The sequence below is a fragment of the uncultured Pseudacidovorax sp. genome (genome assembly GCF_913773995.1).
Lineage (GTDB): Bacteria > Pseudomonadota > Gammaproteobacteria > Burkholderiales > Burkholderiaceae_C > Xenophilus.
In genome coordinates this window covers 171,358-188,271 of sequence record NZ_CAJYES010000226.1, presented here as the reverse complement: position 1 = coordinate 188,271, position 16,914 = coordinate 171,358, and the positions used below count along the sequence as shown (strand labels likewise).

Below are 16,914 nucleotides of genomic sequence, written 5' to 3'. Positions count from 1 at the left end.
GGCCAGCTTCGCGTGGTAGGGCACCCAGATCGCCTCGCGGCGGGCGGCGATCTCGGCCTCCTGCGGCAGGTCGGCCGGGTCGACATAGAGCGGCGTGTCGTCGAAGGTGTCGACGGGGCACAGGCCCGTGACGCTCTGGCCCGGGTAGAGGCTGGCGCCGTCCGGCGGACGGTTCAGGTCGATGACATAGCGCGAATGCGTCGCCACCAGGACCGAGGCGCCGAGTTCGTCGGCGAAGTCGTAAAGGCGCTCCAGGTGCCAGTCGGTGTCGGGCACGTGGCGCGCCTCGTCGGTCAGGCGCGCGGCCAGCGCGGGGGGCACATGCGTGCCCACATGCGGCATGGAGATCAGCAGCGGTCGCGTGCCCTGGCGGAAGCGGAAGGGCGGCTCGGTGGTGGTGAAGGCGGTCATGACAGAAGCAAGTGTGAAGGCGTCCCTGCACCCGCGCTGGCGCGGGGGCACGGCACCGAAAAAGAAAAGCGGTTCAGGCGCGCTCATGGGCCGAGCTCCAGTGCGGCAGAGCCGGCGCTCAGGCCCCACCGGCCAGCAGTTCGCGCCGGGCCTGGACGAACGCCCGCTGAGCCTCGGCGCGCAGCGGGTGGCAGCCGGCATCGACCGTCTTCCGGCCTGCCACATACGCCTGCGCGAGCGGCCGCTGGCGGCCGGCGGCGAAGACATGGGCCGAGAGCATCTGCGGCGCCTCCAGCCCGGCCAGCACCGGATGGGCCGCGTCGAGCACGAGCATGTCCGCCTGCTGGCCCACGGCCAGCCCGCCGAGGGCGCGGCCCGCCGCCTGCGCACCGCCAGCGACCGCCGCCAGCCACATGGCGGTGGCGACCTCGGGCTGCGCCGCGGTGGCGGCCACGTTGCGCTGGCGGCGCGCCAGGCGCTGGCCGTACTCCAGCATCAGCAGTTCCTCCGCCGCATCGACGCAGGCATGGCTGTCGGAGCCGATGCCCCAGGCGCCGCCGCCGGGCCGCCTGCCGGCGCCGGAGGCCGTCGAGAACGCACCCTGCCGGGCAGTGGGGTAAGGATCCCCGCCGTCGTCACCGGCGGTCCACCGCGGCAGGTCGAACAAACCATCACCCAGGTTGGCCTCGGTGGTGGGGCACAGGCCCGCCACCGCGCCGGTGGCGGCGGCGCGACGGTATTCGTCGGCGTCCATGTGCGTGGCATGCACCAGGCACCAGCGGGCATCGACCGGCGCATGGTCCAGCAGCCAGGCGACGGGGCGCTGGCCGCTCCAGGCGATGCAGTCCTCGACCTCCTTGGTCTGCTCGGCGATGTGGATGTGGATGGGCGCGGTCGCGTCCTGCGCAGCCAGGCCGGCGAGCGCGTCGCGCAGCGCATCCGGAGGCACGGCGCGCAGCGAGTGCGGCGCCAGGCCCAGGCGCGCGCCCTGGGCGTCGCAGGCGGGGCGCAGGGCGTCGAGCAGGCGCAGCATCGACTCGGTGCTGCGGATGAAGCGGCGCTGGCCCTCGGCCGGCGCGGCGCCGCCGAAGCCGCTGGTCTGGTAGAGCACCGGCAGCAGCGTCAGGCCGATGCCGGCACGTTGGGCAGCGCGCAGCAGGGCGCGGGCGAGCTCGGCATCGTCGGTATAGGGATGCCCGTCGGTGTCGTGGTGCACGTAGTGGAACTCGCACACCGCCGTGTAGCCGGCCTCCAGCATGTCGACGTAGAGGCCGAAGGCGATGGCCTCCAGCTGCGATGGGCTCAGGCGCAGCGCGAAGCGGTACATGAGGCTGCGCCAGCTCCAGAAGCTGTCCTGCGCCTCGGCGCGGTATTCGGTCAGGCCCGCCATGCCGCGCTGGAAGGCATGCGAATGCAGGTTGGGCATGCCGGGCAGCAGCGGGCCTTCGGCACGCGGCATGCCGGGCTCTGGCGTGGCGCCGGGCTGCACGGCGGTGAGGCGGCCGGTGGCGTCCCAGTCCACACGCACGTCGCGCACCCAGCCGCCGGGCAGCAGGGCGTGATCGGCGAAGAGGCTGCCGGCGCTCACAGCGCGCCCTCCGCGATCCTGCCCTGCCGGACCACGCAACGCACGGGCCGCTGACCGAACCAGTAGGCCAGCTCGGCGGCCTCCTGCACGTTCCACAGCACGAAGTCGGCGGCGCGGCCGACGGCCAGCTCGCCATGCGTGGCCGACAGGCCCAGCGCCCGCGCGGCATGGGTGGTGACGCCGGCCAGCGCCTCGGGGACGGTCAGGCGGAACAGCGTGCAGGCCATGTTCATCATCAGCAGCAGGCTCAGGCAGGGCGAGGTGCCCGGGTTGTGGTCGGTGGAGACGGCCATCGGCACGCCGGCAGCGCGCAGCCCGTCGATGGGCGGCAGCTGCGTGTCGCGCAGCGTGTAGTAGGCGCCGGGCAGCAGCACGGCCACGGTGCCGGCCTGCGCCATGGCCGCGATGCCGGCGGGCGAGAGGTGCTCGATGTGGTCGCAGGAGAGCGCACCGTAGCGCGCCGCCAGCGCCGCGCCGCCCATGTCGCTGAGCTGCTCGGCATGCAGCTTGACCGGCAGGCCCAGCGCCTTTGCGGCCTGGAACACGCGCTCGGTCTCTTCGAGCGAGAAGGCGATGCGCTCGCAGAACACGTCCACCGCATCCACCAGGCCTTCGGCATGCAGCGCGGGCAGCATCTCGCGGCAGACGAGGTCGATGTAGTCGCCGCTGCGGCCGGCGTATTCGGGCGGCAGGGCGTGGGCGCCGAGGAAGGTGGTGCGCACGATGATGCCATGGGCGGCGGCCAGCCGGCGTGCCACGCGCAGCTGCTTGCGCTCGTGCTCGAGCGCCAACCCGTAGCCGGACTTGATCTCGATGGCGCACACGCCCTCGGCCAGCAGCGGCGCGAGGCGGGCGCTGGCGGATTCGAACAGCGCGTCCTCGCTGGCCTCGCGCGTGGCCCGCACGGTGGAGACGATGCCGCCGCCGGCGCGCGCCACCTCTTCGTAGCTGGCGCCGGCCAGGCGCATGGCGAATTCGTTGGCCCGCTGGCCGCCGTAGACCAGGTGCGTGTGGCAGTCGATGAGGCCGGGCGTGATGAGCGCGCCGCAGCCGTCGTGGCGGGGCAGGGCGTCCGCGCCGGACGGCAGGGCATCAGGCGCGCCCAGCCAGGCGATGCGGCCGTCGGCCACGGTCAGCGCCAGCGGCTGGCCGTCGATGCCGCGCAGGCCGGTCCACAGGCCGTCGGCGCTGGGGCGTTGGGAGAAGGGCAGGGCGGTCATGCGGGCGCTCCTTGGTGGATGAGGCTCGGGGTCTTGGCGCCTGGCAGATGGAGGACGGAACAAGGCAGGGTCAGGCGGGCAGCAGCCGCACCGCGATCAGGCGCGCTTCGGCACCCTCGTCCGGCACCACCTCGGCAGGTGCCATGGCATCGGTCCAACACAGGCCCTGGCCGGCTGCCAGCGGCGCCGCGGTGCCGGTCCGCCAGCGGCCCGAAACGGCCAGCAACAGCCCGTGCGGTGAACCCGCAAGGCGCACGCCCTGTGCATGGACCGCGACTTCGGCGCGCCACCGGTCGCGCCGCGTCATCACGTTGAAATCGGTGGAAGCACCGCCCAGCAGGGTGCAGCCCAGGGCCGACTCGCCCGCGAAGGCAAAGGGCTGCAGCGGCGTGGCCAGCCGGTGGTCGATGTTCTCGCCCTGCAGGTGCACCCCGTCGCCGTCCAGCAGCAGGATCTGCCGGTCCACCCCCGGAAAGGCGGAGAAGGGCCCGTCGGACGCGATGCTCGCCGCCGAGCATCGCCAGCCGAAGTCCTCCAGTCCGGCACCGGGCGGCCAGCAGGCGATCTCGCGGGTGTGGCCGCCGCCGTTCTTCCACGGCGTGGCCGGAAGCTGGGCGAGGTCGAAGCGGCGCAGGGTCGTCATGGCGATGTCTCCGTGGGCGGGTGTCACTTCAATGCACGAGGCCGCCCTGGCGCAGCCGGCGTTCGAAGTGGCGGAGCACCAGCGTCACCGTGCCGGTGAGGGCGAAGTACACGGCCGCGATGGCAAGGTACACCTCCAGCGAGCGGTAGGACACGCTGATGATCTTCTGGCCCTCGTGCATCACGTCGTGGATGGTGAGCAGCGACACCAGCGCCGAGTTCTTGATCAGCGCGATGAACTCGTTGCCCAGCGGCGGGATCATGCGCACCACCGCCTGCGGCAGGATGATGTGGCGCATCGCCTGGACCGGCGTCATGCCCAGCGACTGGGCGGCCATGGTCTGGCCGCGGTCGATGGACTGGATGGCGCCGCGCACGATCTCCGACACATAGGCGCCGCTGTACACGCCCAGGCCCAGCACGCCGCACAGGAAGGCCGGCAGCAACAGTCCGAAGTGCGGCAGCCCGAAGAACAGGATGAACAGCTGCACCAGCAGCGGCGTGCCGCGGATCACAGCCACGTACGCGGTGCACACGCCGTACAGCCAGCGGCGCTGCGGCCGCAGCCGGCCGATGCCCACCGCCAGGCCCAGCACGCAGCCCAGCAGCAGCGCGCAGGCGGTGATCTCCACCGTCACCAGCGTGCCGCGCAGCAGGTCGGGCCAGCCGGCCCAGACCGGCGAGAAGTCCAGATCCATCATCAAGTCCCGTCAGATTTCCACGCTGTGCGCACAGCCTGCAAAGCATGAACCCGGCGCGGCGGCAGGGCTCGAACGGCCGCGGAGCAGGCCATGCCAGGGCACCCGAGGAACTGGCTCCGCCAGGCCTCTGGGTGCGCCCCCCTCCAAGCCGAAGGCGCAAGTGAGGGGGGAGCCGCGAAGCGGCATGGGGGGTGTCTCACTTCGACGCGGGGAACCATTTCTGCACGATGGCGGCGTAGCTGCCGTCTGCCTTCATCTTCGCCAGGGCGTCGTTCACGGCCTTGGTGAGCTCGGGCGTGTCCTTGCGGATGGCCATGCCGTATTCCTCGGTGGTCAGCTGCTCGGGCAGCACCTTGAGGCCGGGCCGGGTGCGCACGTACTGGTAGGCGGCGGGCTTGCCGGTGACGGCGGCGTCGGTGCGGCCCACTTCCACCAGGTTGAACATCTCCTGGTTCTTCTCGACTTCCAGCAGCTGGGCCTGCGGGTACTTCTCCTTGAGGAAGCTCACCGACTTGGTGCCCACCTGCACGCTCACCTTGCGGCCGGCCAGGTCGGCGGGCGACTTGAGGGTGGTGTTGTCGGCCTTGGTCATCACCACCAGGCCGCCAGCGTAGTAGGGCATGGTGAAGTCCACCACCTTGCGGCGCTCGTCGGTGATGTAGATGGCCGAGACGGCCATGTCGGCGCGGCGCGAGACCAGCGCCGGGATCAGGCCCTTGAAGTCGATGTCGATCCACTCGACGGGCCGGCCCAGCTGCTTGCCGATGGCCTCGACCATCTCGGTGTCGAAGCCGGTGCGCTTGCCGTTCTCGATGTACTCCATGGGCGGGAAGGTGGCGTCGGTGGCAACGCGCAGCGGTTCGGCGGCATGGGCGGCGGTGCCGGCCAGGGCGAGGGTGCCGACGAGGGCGAGCAGCAGGCGGCGGGGCAGGGGGCGGGACATCATGGGATCACTCCGGGAACGTTGGAAGGGAGAGGAACGGGAGGCGCAAGAAGAAGGGGACGGCGGGGCGGGATGGGGCGACCCGGCTCAATGCAGCAGCAGCCGCCGCGAGATGCGGGCCGCGGCCACCACGGTCATCTGCACGAGCGCGGCCTCCTGGTGCCGTGCACGCAGGATCGGGGCCATCAGCGTCAGCACGCCGGCCGCCTGGTGCGAGGCGCCCATCAGCGGCACGCTGCAGCCCCAGACGCCGTCGTCCACCTCGCCGGCGCTCAGGGCATGACCGGCCTGGCGGATGGTGTCCAGCTCGGCTTCGGCGGCGGCGCGTTCGGCGGTGCCGGCGCCGTACTGCGCGTCTAACACGGCGGCCCGGGCGGAGGGCGCCAGATGGGCCAGCAGGCACTTGGCCGAGGCGCCCGCGCGCAGCGGCACGCTGCGGCCCTTCTCGAAGGAGCAGCGCAGCGACTGGTGGCTCTCGACCATGTCCAGGCAGATGGCCTGGTCGTTGACGGCGACGATCAGGCCCACGCTCTCGTGGGACTGGCGGGCCAGCTCTTCCATGGTGGGCCGCGCCTGGCGCATGAGCTCGGACGCCAGGTCGAAGCCCAGCGCCATCTGCAGGCTGAGCGGCCCCGGGGCATAGCTGCCCTCACGCTCGATCACGAAGCCCCAGCGGCGCAGGCGCGCCAGCTGGCGATACAGGGTGCTGCGCGTCAGCCCGGTGTGGGCCATCAGCTCGGCCGCGGTGAGCGGCCGGCCCTGCCGCGCCAGCACGGCCAGCACCTGCAGCACGCGGTCGGCGGCAGGAACGGCAGCAGCAGCAGCAACGGGGGGCGCAGGCGAGGCCATGCGCTCAGTATCAAAAAAAGCCATCGCGATGTGCACCACCCGGTCCCATGCGATGGGACTGGGCGGCGGTTTTTGTGGCGCGTGCTCCCGCGCGCCGAGGCGCAGCCCGGCGCTGGGGGACCCGTCAGCGCACCATCGGCAGGTTGAGGCCGAATTTATTCGCCGTGGCCACGGCCAGCTCGTAGCCGGCGTCGGCATGGCGCATCACACCCGAGGCGCAGTCGTTGACCAGCACGCGCGCCAGGCGGCGCTCGGCGGCATCGCTGCCGTCGCACACGATCACCATGCCGGCATGCTGCGAATAGCCCATGCCCACGCCGCCGCCATGGTGCAGGCTGACCCAGGTGGCACCGCCCGCGGTGTTGAGCAGGGCGTTGAGCAGCGGCCAGTCGCTCACCGCATCGGTGCCGTCCTTCATGCCTTCGGTTTCGCGATTGGGACTGGCGACGGAGCCGGTGTCCAGGTGGTCGCGACCGATGACGATGGGCGCCTTGAGCTCGCCCTTCTTCACCATCTCGTTGAAGGCCAGGCCGGCAATGTGGCGCTCGCCCAGGCCCAGCCAGCAGATGCGCGCCGGCAGGCCCTGGAAGGCGATGCGCTCGCGCGCCATGTCCAGCCAGCGGTGGGTGTGCCTGTTCTCGGGGAACAGCTCCTTGATCTTGGCGTCGGTCTTGTAGATGTCCTCCGGGTCGCCCGACAGCGCCACCCAGCGGAAGGGGCCCTTGCCCTCGCAGAAGAGCGGACGGATGTAGGCGGGCACGAAGCCGGGGAGGTCGAAGGCGTTCTTCACGCCCTGGTCGAAGGCGACCTGGCGGATGTTGTTGCCGTAGTCCACCGTCGGGATGCCCATGGCCTGGAAGTCCAGCATGGCCTGCACATGCACGGCGCAGCCTTCGGCGGCGGCCTGCTTGAGCTGCGCATGCTGCGCCGGGTCCTGCGAGGCGGCACGCCATTGCTGCACGCTCCAGCCCACCGGCAGGTAGCCGTTGATCAGGTCGTGGGCCGAGGTCTGGTCGGTCACCAGATCGGGCTTGGGACCACCGGCCTTGGCGCGGCGCACCAGCTCGGGCAGCACCTCGGCGGCATTGCCGAGCAGGGCGATGGAGACGGCTTCCTTCTTCGCGGTGTGGTGCGCGATGAGGGCCAGGGCGTCGTCGATGTCCTTCGCCTGCTTGTCCACGTAGCGGGTGCGCAGGCGGAAGTCGATGCTGGTCTGCTGGCATTCGACGGTCAGCGAGCAGGCGCCCGCCAGCGTGGCCGCCAGCGGCTGCGCGCCGCCCATGCCGCCGAGGCCCGCGGTGAGGATCCATTTGCCCGATAGGTCATTGCCATAGTGCTGGCGCCCGGCCTCGACGAAGGTCTCGAAGGTGCCCTGCACGATGCCCTGGCTGCCGATGTAGATCCAGCTGCCGGCGGTCATCTGGCCGTACATGAAGAGGCCCTTGCGGTCCAGTTCGTGGAAATGCTCCCAGTGGCCCCACTTGGGCACCAGGTTGGAGTTGGCGATGAGCACCCGCGGCGCGTCCGCATGGGTCTTGAACACGCCCACCGGCTTGCCGGACTGCACCAGCAGCGTCTCGTCCTCGCCCAGCTTCTTGAGCGAGTCGAGGATGGCGTCGAAGCACTCCCAGTTGCGCGCGGCGCGGCCGATGCCGCCGTAGACCACCAGGGCCTGCGGGTTCTCGGCCACTTCGGGATCGAGGTTGTTCTGCAGCATGCGGAAAGGGGCTTCGATCAGCCAGTTCCTGCACGACAGGTCGGTGCCGCGCGGGGCGCGTACGACGCGGCTGGGGTCCACGCGCGGGTCGGCGATGGCGGGCGCGGTGCGGGCGATGAAGTTCTCGGGGGCGTTCATGGCAGTGCTCCTTGAAAGGTCGGTCGGTCGGTCGGTTCAGGCGCTGTGGCTGGGCAAGAGCGTCAGCAGCGGCGCAGGCAGTTCGGCGGCCAGCGCCCACTGGCGCATGGCCTCGATGTCGGGCGCCAGGTAGCGGTCGCGCTCGACGAAGGCGACCTGGCGGCGGATGCGGGCGATCTCGGCCTCGACGGCGGTCGAGCTGCGCGGCGTGGTCTCGGTGCGCTTCAGTTCGATGCCCTGCGCGGCGGCCATGGCCTCGATGCCGATGACCACCGCGGTGTTGTTGACCATCTCGCCCAACCGGCGCGCCGCAAAAGTCGCCATGGACACGTGGTCCTCCTGGTTGGCCGAGGTGGGCAGGCTGTCCACACTGGCGGGATGGGCGAGGGACTTGTTCTCCGAGGCCAGGGCCGCGGCCGTGACCTGCGCGATCATGAAGCCGGAGTTGAGCCCACCGTCGCGCACCAGGAAGGGCGGCAGGCCCGACAGGCCTGTGTCCAGCAGCAGCGCGATGCGGCGCTCGGCGATGGCGCCGACCTCGGCCACGGCCAGCGCGATGATGTCGGCCGCGAAGGCCACCGGCTCCGCATGGAAGTTGCCGCCGGAAATGACCTCGTCCGTGTCGCAGAAGACCAGCGGGTTGTCGGAGGCGGCATTGGCCTCGGTCACCAGCACGCGGGCGGCATGCGTCAGGTTGTCCAGGCAGGCACCCATCACTTGCGGGATGCAGCGGATGGAATACGGGTCCTGCACCCGGCCGCAGTCGGCATGGCTGGGGATGATGGCGCTGCCTTCGAGCAACGTGCGCACGGCGGCGGCGACGGCGATCTGCCCTGGCTGGCCGCGCGCGGCATGGATGCGGGCGTCGAAGGGCTTGATCGAACCCTGGATGGCCTCCAGCGACAGCGCGCCCGACATCAGGGCCGAGGCGAACACGTTCTCCGCGCCGAACAGCCCCGCCAGCGCCAGCGCGGTCGAGACCTGCGTGCCGTTGAGCAGCGCCAGGCCTTCCTTGGGGCCGAGCACGAAGGGCTCGAGCCCGATGCTGCGCATGGCCTCAGCCCCGCCCACCACGCTGCCGTCGGCCAGGCGCGCCTGGCCTTCGCCGATCAGCACGCAGGCCAGGTGCGCCAGCGGCGCCAGGTCGCCCGAGGCGCCCACCGAGCCCTTGGCCGGGATCAGCGGCGTGACGCCGGCGTTGAACAGTGCCAGCAGCGCATCGACCAGCGCCGGCCGCACGCCCGAATGCCCGCGCGCCAGGCTCACGGCCTTGGTGGCGATCACCAGCCGCACCACCTCCGCCGACAGCGGCTCGCCCGTGCCCACGCTGTGCGACAGCACCAGGTTGCGCTGCAGCTCGGCCAGGTGGCCGTGGTCGATCTTGGTGCTGGCCAGCTTGCCGAAGCCGGTGTTGATGCCATAGACCACGTCGTCGTGGTCCACGATGCGCTGCACGGCAGCCTGCGCGGCCTGCATGCCCGCACGCACGCTGTCGTCCAGCGCGAGGGTGAGGCCGCCCTGGTGGATGCGGCGCAGGCTGGCCAGGTCGACCTGGCCGGGATGGAGGGTCAGCAGGGTGGTCATGGCAGGTTGTCTATACAGGTTGTGACGTGCGAAAGCGAAGCGGGAGCGCGGGGCCGTCAGCCCCAGCCGGGATTGCCGTCGGCGCGAAAGCGACTGCCCAGCCGGTAGCGCGAGGCCGGGTGCAGGCAGCGCACCAGCGTGATGGGCGTGCCGCGCGACCAGGTACGGCGGCTGAGCAGCAGGCAGGGCTCGCCCGCGTCCATGGCCAGGCGCGCGGCCTGCTCGGTCGTGGGGAGCACGGCGTCGACCAGGTGCTCGATCTGGTCGAAGGGCACGTGGCGCACCAGGTATTCGCTGGGCGGCATGAGCGAGAAGTCCTGGTCCAGGAAGGCCGGCACCATGCGCGGACTGACCCAGCGGTCTTCCAGCTGCACGGGGGTGCCGTTCTCCAGGTGCAGGCAGAGGCAGTGGAAGAGCGATTCGCCCAGGCGCACGTCCAGCCAGGCGGCGATGTCCGCGGGTGCGGCGATGCGCTCGGCCGCCAGCAGCTCGAAGCCGTAGTCGTGACCGCGGCCGCGGATCTCGCTGGCGATGTTGGCGATCTGCAGCAGGGTGGACTGCGGCTTGGTCTCGGCCACGAAGCTGCCGACGCCGGCCACGCGCTTGACGCGGCCTTCGTCCACCAGTTCGCGCAGGGCGCGGTTGGCGGTCATGCGCGAGATGCCGAACTGCGCGACCAGTTCGTGTTCCGACGGCAGCCGATGCCCGGCGGGCCATTCACCACTCTGGATGCGGCGGACGATGTGTTCCTTGACCTGCTCGTAGAGAGCGAGGGACGGGCTGGTCGGTGGGCTGGTTGGGCGGCGTTCGCGGGACGCTTTGGCTGAGGTCGTCGTCATGCGCGGCCCCCCTCGTGATGCGGCTTGCGGGTCCGGCGGCGGCTGGCGGCGGCAGCGTCGATCAGCGTGTTCACGGCTTGGCGCTTGATGTTCCTGTCCGTGCCTGCGTCGATGTCGCAGCGATGGAAAGGACGGTGCGCCAGAGCGGCCGGCAGCCCGTGGGCGGCGGTGCTTCGATGGCGCGGTCGGCGCTGCGCGCCGACTCCCCTCCGGTGCTCGCGAACCCGGCCCGCGGCATAACTCACGACGTTCACTGCGTTCACTCTGCTCGGACAAATGCCGCGAGTCAGATCCCGAAGCAGGCCTGTCCTTCGGCAGGCCTGCGGCCGGCTTCGCTGCGCTCCTCGGCGCGCCACAGGCGCATCACCGCCCACGGGCTGCCGGCCACTCTGGAATGGGACCCGCGGTCGTGCACGCCGATCCAGCCGCGGCTGGCTGTTGCTCCCTCTCCCTCTGGGAGAGGGCTGGGGTGAGGGCCTGCGGCGCTGGTGAGCGTCGGGCGTCAATGAGGCAAGGGGCGGCCCCTCACCCAACCTCTCCCCAGAGGGGAGAGGAGTGAAAGCCCAAGGCCAGGCCGAAGCCGAAGCCGAAGCCGAAGCCCGGTCAGAAAACCGGGCGTGCGGTTCCCCGGTCCCGATATCGACGCAGCGTCCCCAGCGCGCGGGGCCGGGGCCGGCTGGCGTGGGCGATTTGCGGGGTGGCGAGAAGCGCAGGCCGGGGCGAGGCATGCCTGCCGAAGGACAGGCATGCTTCGTGAACTGACTCGTCGCAGTTGTTTGAGCGGAGCGCGTGAGCGCGCAGCGAGTTCTGCGACGCGAGCCCCGGCCGAGCATCGCAGCGGAGTCGGCGCAGCCGACCACCCCGCCATGAGCCCGCGCCAGCCGGCCCCGGCCCCGCGCGCCCCCCCGAACACCAGCCCAGACGCCCCACAGCCCAATCACGACAGGCGCGCAACGAAGCAGCAACAGCGCAGCCAAGCCCCGCACGCCGCCCCGGACCTCACCCTGAACGCGCCCCGAAGCCATCGCTCAATGCTCCGCCGCCGCCATCGACTCCGCCCGAATCTCTTCCGTCAGCCGTGCCTTCAGTTCTATGAACTCCGGCGTGGTCTTGAGCGTGTAGTGGCGCGGATGCGGCAGATCCACCGCGATCTCGGTCTTGATGCGGCCCGGCCGGGCGCTGAACACGGCAACGCGGTTGGCCATGAAGATCGCCTCGTCGATGTCGTGCGTGACGAACAACACCGTCTTGCGCTCGGCCTCCCAGATGCCCAGCAGCAACTCCTGCATCAGCACCCGCGTCTGGTTGTCCAGCGCACCGAAGGGCTCGTCCATCAGCAGCATCTTGGGGTCGTTGGCCAGCGCACGGGCAATGGCCGTGCGCTGCTGCATGCCGCCCGACAGCTGCTTGGGATAGTGCCGCTCGAAGCCCCGCAACCCCACCTTGGCGATGAAGTAGGCCGCGCGCTCCTTCTGCTCGGATTCGGACATGCCGCGCTCGCGCAGGCCGAAGCGGATGTTCTGCTCGATGTCCAGCCACGGAAAGAGCGTGTAGCTCTGGAACACCATGCCCCGGTCCGCGCCCGGCCCGGTCACCGGCCGGCCGTCCAGCAGCACCTGGCCGCTGGTGGGAAAGTCCAGCCCTGCCACGATGCGCAGCAGCGTCGACTTGCCGCAGCCCGAGGGCCCGAGGATGGTGACGAAGTCGTTCTCGCGCACATCGAAGTCCACCGGCAGCAGCGCCTGCGTGGACTGGCCGCGCGCGCCCGTGAAGGTGCGCGAGACGCCGCGGATGGCCAGCTGCACGCCGGCTTCTTGCAGGTTGCCGCTCATAGCGAAGCCCACGCGAACAGCCGACGGTTGACGGCCTTGAACAGGAAGTCCGACACCAGCCCGATCAGGCCGATGACGATGATGCCGAAGATGATCTGCCCGGTGTTCAGCAGCGCCTGGCTGTCGGTGATCATGTGGCCGATGCCCGAGGACGAGCCGATGAGCTCCGCCACGATCACGTAGGTCCAGGCCCAGCCCAGCACCAGGCGCAGCGTCTCGGCAATGCCCGGCGCCGCGCCCGGAATCAGCACCCGCCGCACGATGCCGCCGCCATCGGCGCCCAGCGTGTAGGCGGCTTCGACCAGGTCCTTGCGGGCGCTGCCCACCGTCACCGCCACCATCAGGATGATCTGGAACACCGAGCCGATGAAGATCACCAGCAGCTTCTGCGCCTCGCCGATGCCCGCCCACAGGATCAAAAGCGGAATAAAGGCCGAGGCCGGCAGGTAGCGGCAAAAAGAGACGAAGGGCTCCAGGAAGGCCTCCACCGGCTTGTAGGCGCCCATCAGGATGCCCAGCGGCACCGCGATGACGGCCGCCAGCAGGAAGCCGCCGAACACCCGCCACACCGTCATGCCGATGTCGCCGATGAAGCCGTACTCGGTGAACAGCAGCACCGCCTCCTTCACCATCGTGACCGGGCTGGCCAGGAAGGTGGGCGACACGTAGCCGCCCAGCGTGAAGAAGGCCCACACCGCCACGAAGAGCACGAAGAAGGCCACGCCCAGCAGCCAGCGCGTGCGCGGGCCGACGGGCTCCAGCGGCACCATGCCGCGCGCTCGGCGGCGCGGTGGGAGCGGCGTGTTCACTGCCATATCGACAACAGAGGAAGTCATGAAGATTCCGTAGCGAGCGGGTTGAGGTCGGGTCGAGCACCGCAGCCGCACTTTCGTGCGGCGAGGAGCGCAGGCCCGAGATCAGCCCGCGCAGTAGGAAGATTCGTGGCTTACTTGATGAAGGACGCGTCGTAGGTCGCCTTGAGGTCCTCGGGCGCCTTGCGGATCACGCCAGCCTCCAGCAGGATCGGCACCGACTCCTTCATGAACTGCTCCAGCTCGCCGGAGAAGAACTTCTGGTTGGCGGCCTTGTCCTGCCAGCGCAGGTACTTGGACGAATTGGCAAAGGCCTCGCCGGTCTGCTTGACCGCAGCGCCCATGATTTCGTTGGCCTTGGCGGGCTCGGCCTTGATCATCTCCAGCGCCTCGAAGTACGACGCGGTGAGCGCCTGCGCGGCCTTGGCGTTGGCCTTGAGCCAGGTGGGCGCGCAGCCCACGGTGTCCATCACCATCGGGTAGTCGAGCGTGGTCGCGAGGATCTTGCCGGACTGCGGTGCATTGCGCACCGTCGACAGGTAGGGCTCGTAGGTCATGGCGGCGTCGTTCTGGCCGGCCACGAAGGCCTGGGCGGCGGCCTGCGGCGCCAGCGTCACGGTCTTCACGTCCTTCAAGGTCATGCCGTTCTTGCTCAGCATCCAGGCCAGGCCGAAGTAGGGCGCGGTGCCCGGCGCGTCGACGCCGATGGTCTTGCCCTTTAGGTCGGCGAAGGACTTGACGTCATTGCGCACCGCGATGCCGTCGGCACCGTAGGACTTGTCCATCTGGAAGATCTGCACGATCGGCACGCCGTTGGCGTTCCAGGCCACGTGCGTCTCCACGGTGGTGGCGGCGCACTGAATGGCGCCCGAGGCCAGGGCGAGATGACGGTCCTTCTGCGGGATCATCTTGATCTCCACGTCCAGACCGTTCTTCTTGAAGATGCCGGCCTTGTCGGCCAGCGTGAGCGGGGCGAAGCCCGTCCAGCCGGACATGCCGAGCGCGATCTTCGTCTCCTGCGCGGCGGCGGTGCCTGCGGCGCAGGCGAGGGCGGCGGCCGCGGCCACCAGCGATGCGATCTTGAAGACGGTCTTGGCCATGCGGCCCTCCTGTGGTGTGAATGGCGGAACAACAACGAACATCGGTGCGGGCGACCTCGCCAGCCGGGAGCGGGCGCAGTCTGAGGCGACCTGCTACGCCTGTATATACAGGACAACCCGCAGCGCCACCTCATCGAGATCAGGAGCAGCGCAGGAGGGAAGTCCCGCTTCGGTGCGTCGGGCAAGGCCGTGCACCAAAATGTTGTCTATACAGGCCCTGGCGGGCGCCAGGGCCATCCGGATTGCAGGAGGCGTGCCAGGGCTGCGAGGCCGCGTGCAAACGGCTTCGACGGGCTCAGCCCGAACGATCGATGGTTCACGCGGCTCGGAGGCCATCGGGTGGTGGACTCACCGATCCGCATCGGGGCCACGGCCGGCCTGAGACAATGCCCACCCGGCGCGCGGGAGGCGCGCCGCGAGCGTCCGCCCCCGGGCGCGCCGCTGCTTTCCATCCGCCCCGCCTTCCTGCCCGCCCGCTGCCACCCCCGCACCGACCGTGTCTTCCACCCACTCCCTCGACTCCGGCAGCACCGCGCCCCTGACGATCCTGCGCGAGGTCTTCGGCTACGAGGCCTTCCGCGGCCCGCAGGCGGCCATCGTCGACCAGGTCACGGGCGGCGGCGACGCGCTGGTGCTCATGCCCACCGGCGGCGGCAAGTCGCTGTGCTACCAGATCCCGGCCATCGCCCGCGCCCGTGCCGGCCACGGCGTGAGCATCGTGGTCTCGCCGCTGATCGCGCTGATGCACGACCAGGTCGGCGCCCTGCACGAGGCTGGCGTGAGCGCCGCCTTCCTCAATTCCACGCTGGACTGGCAGGAAGCGCTGGACGTCGAGCGCCGCACCGCGCGCGCCGAACTCACGCTGCTCTACGCTGCGCCCGAGCGCGTCAACACGCCGCGCTTCCTGGAGCTGCTGGACGGCCTGGCCGCGCGCGGCAAGCTGGCGCTGTTCGCCATCGACGAGGCGCATTGCGTGAGCCAGTGGGGCCACGACTTCCGCCCCGAATACCGTGCGCTGGCCGTGCTGCACGAGCGCTACCCGGCCGTGCCCCGCATCGCGCTCACCGCCACCGCCGACGCGCTCACCCGCGCCGACATCGTCGAGCGGCTGCAGTTGCAGGACGCGCGCCAGTTCGTCAGCAGCTTCGACCGGCCCAACATCCGCTACGCCATCGTCGAGAAGAAGGACGCCAGCACGCAGCTGCTGCGCTTCATCGAGCGCGAGCACGAAGGCGAGGCGGGCGTCGTCTACTGCCAGTCGCGCAAGCGCGTGGAGGAGGTGGCGCAGATGCTGGCCGATGCCGGCATCAACGCGCTGCCCTACCACGCCGGCCTGGACGCCGCCGTGCGCCAACGCCACCAGGACCGCTTCCTGCGCGAGGAGGGCATCGTCATGGTCGCGACCATCGCCTTCGGCATGGGCATCGACAAGCCCGACGTGCGCTTCGTCGCCCACCTGGACCTGCCCAAGAACATCGAGGGCTACTACCAGGAGACCGGCCGCGCGGGCCGCGACGGCCTGCCCGCCGATGCCTGGATGGCCTACGGCCTGCAGGACGTGGTCAACCAGCGCCGCATGATCGACGAGAGCCCCGCGGCCGAGGAATTCAAGCAGGTGATGCGCAGCAAGCTTGACGCGCTGCTGGCCCTGGCCGAGGCCACCGACTGCCGCCGAGTGCGGCTGCTGGCCTACTTCGACGAGACCTATGGCATGCCGCCCGATGCGCCCCCGGGCGAGGAACGCGTGCCCCTCATGCGCTGCGGCAGCTGCGACAACTGCCTCTCGCCGCCCGCGGTGTGGGACGGCACGGACGCCGCCCGCAAGCTGCTGTCCACCATCTACCGGGTGCAGCAGCAAAGCGGCATCGGCTTCGGTGCGGGCCACATCATGGACATCCTGCGCGGCAAGCCGACCGAAAAGGTCAAGCAGTTCTTCCACGAGCGGGTGAGCACCTTCGGCATCGGCGCCGAATACAGCGAGACCCAGCTGCGCGGCGTACTGCGCCAGCTGATCGCCATCGGCGCGGTGGAGGTGGATGCGGAGAAGTTCAACACCCTGCGCCTGACCGACGGCTCGCGCGCGGTGCTGCGCGGCGAAGTGCCGGTGCGGTTACGCGAATCGGTGTCGCAACCGGCCCCGCGCCGCAGCCGGCGCGAGCGCCCCGGCGGTACCGGCGCCGGCACCGCGGCACCGGCCGCCGCGGCGGCGCTCGACACGGGCGGCCAGGCCCGCTTCGCCGCCCTCAAGGCCTGGCGCGCCGAGGTGGCCAAGGCCCACAACCTGCCGGCCTACGTGATCTTCCACGACGCCACGCTGGCCGCCATCGCCGAACGCGCACCGGACTCGCTGGAGGCCCTGGAAGGCATCAGCGGCCTGGGCGCGAAGAAGCTGGAGGCTTACGGCGAGGAGGTCGTCCGGGTCATCGCCAGCGTCCGGTAAGCGGCCCCCCCCATGCCGCTTACGCGGCTCCCTGGCGCCTTCGGCTTGGAGGGGGCGCATCCAGAGGCCTGGCGGAGCCAGTTCCTCGGGTGCCCTGG

Annotated in this window: 14 protein-coding genes; 1 reads left to right on the top strand and 13 read right to left on the bottom strand. The window is 70.6% G+C overall.

The features are described from left to right. From QZ772_RS21605 to QZ772_RS21545, 13 genes are all read right to left on the bottom strand, one after another. Positions 1 to 411 (bottom strand): N-formylglutamate amidohydrolase (locus QZ772_RS21605; RefSeq protein ID WP_295530833.1); only part of this gene is annotated, 411 nt, incomplete at its 3' end. A gap of 118 nt (positions 412 to 529) precedes the next feature. Next, positions 530 to 1,999, bottom strand: a complete 1,470-nt coding sequence (hutF, locus tag QZ772_RS21600; RefSeq protein ID WP_295530831.1) for a formimidoylglutamate deiminase — start codon at positions 1,997 to 1,999, stop codon at positions 530 to 532. Beyond that, complete coding sequence (gene hutI, locus QZ772_RS21595) at positions 1,996 to 3,219, bottom strand: imidazolonepropionase (protein ID WP_295530829.1); 1,224 nt, start codon at positions 3,217 to 3,219, stop codon at positions 1,996 to 1,998. Before hutI ends, hutF begins: the two co-directional genes overlap by 4 nt. 70 nt (positions 3,220 to 3,289) lie before the next feature. Next, positions 3,290 to 3,862: a HutD family protein gene (locus tag QZ772_RS21590; protein WP_295530827.1), complete on the bottom strand. Its 573-nt coding sequence runs from the start codon at positions 3,860 to 3,862 to the stop codon at positions 3,290 to 3,292. Between the two features lie 28 nt (positions 3,863 to 3,890). Next, complete coding sequence (locus tag QZ772_RS21585) at positions 3,891 to 4,559, bottom strand: amino acid ABC transporter permease (protein ID WP_295530824.1); 669 nt, start codon at positions 4,557 to 4,559, stop codon at positions 3,891 to 3,893. 199 nt (positions 4,560 to 4,758) lie between these two features. After that, on the bottom strand, positions 4,759 to 5,508 hold the full coding sequence (locus tag QZ772_RS21580) for a transporter substrate-binding domain-containing protein (protein WP_295530821.1): 750 nt from the start codon (positions 5,506 to 5,508) through the stop codon (positions 4,759 to 4,761). 84 nt (positions 5,509 to 5,592) lie between these two features. Further along, on the bottom strand, positions 5,593 to 6,354 hold the full coding sequence (locus QZ772_RS21575) for an IclR family transcriptional regulator (protein WP_295530818.1): 762 nt from the start codon (positions 6,352 to 6,354) through the stop codon (positions 5,593 to 5,595). A gap of 124 nt (positions 6,355 to 6,478) precedes the next feature. After that, positions 6,479 to 8,209, bottom strand: a complete 1,731-nt coding sequence (gene hutU, locus QZ772_RS21570) for a urocanate hydratase (RefSeq protein ID WP_295530810.1) — start codon at positions 8,207 to 8,209, stop codon at positions 6,479 to 6,481. Positions 8,210 to 8,245: 36 nt separating this feature from the next. Continuing rightward, positions 8,246 to 9,793, bottom strand: coding sequence for a histidine ammonia-lyase (hutH, locus tag QZ772_RS21565; RefSeq protein WP_295530807.1), 1,548 nt, complete (start codon positions 9,791 to 9,793; stop codon positions 8,246 to 8,248). A gap of 56 nt (positions 9,794 to 9,849) precedes the next feature. Continuing rightward, positions 9,850 to 10,632 (bottom strand): histidine utilization repressor, encoded by a 783-nt coding sequence (gene hutC, locus QZ772_RS21560; RefSeq protein WP_295530806.1) that lies wholly within the window; start codon positions 10,630 to 10,632, stop codon positions 9,850 to 9,852. Positions 10,633 to 11,660: 1,028 nt separating this feature from the next. Further along, positions 11,661 to 12,464, bottom strand: a complete 804-nt coding sequence (locus QZ772_RS21555; protein WP_295530805.1) for an ABC transporter ATP-binding protein — start codon at positions 12,462 to 12,464, stop codon at positions 11,661 to 11,663. Further along, the gene (locus QZ772_RS21550; protein WP_295530803.1) at positions 12,461 to 13,300 is read right to left on the bottom strand and encodes an ABC transporter permease; all 840 of its coding nucleotides are present in this window, start codon (positions 13,298 to 13,300) and stop codon (positions 12,461 to 12,463) included. Before QZ772_RS21550 ends, QZ772_RS21555 begins: the two co-directional genes overlap by 4 nt. Before the next feature lie 110 nt (positions 13,301 to 13,410). Then, positions 13,411 to 14,376 carry an ABC transporter substrate-binding protein gene (locus QZ772_RS21545; RefSeq protein WP_295377889.1) on the bottom strand — a complete coding sequence of 322 codons (966 nt, stop codon included), beginning with the start codon at positions 14,374 to 14,376 and terminating at the stop codon, positions 13,411 to 13,413. A gap of 496 nt (positions 14,377 to 14,872) precedes the next feature. Between QZ772_RS21545 and recQ the strand changes: the two genes are divergently transcribed. Continuing rightward, entirely contained in the window at positions 14,873 to 16,816 is a 1,944-nt protein-coding gene (recQ, locus tag QZ772_RS21540) for a DNA helicase RecQ (RefSeq protein WP_295530801.1), read from the top strand. The last annotated feature ends 98 nt before the right edge of the window (positions 16,817 to 16,914 follow it).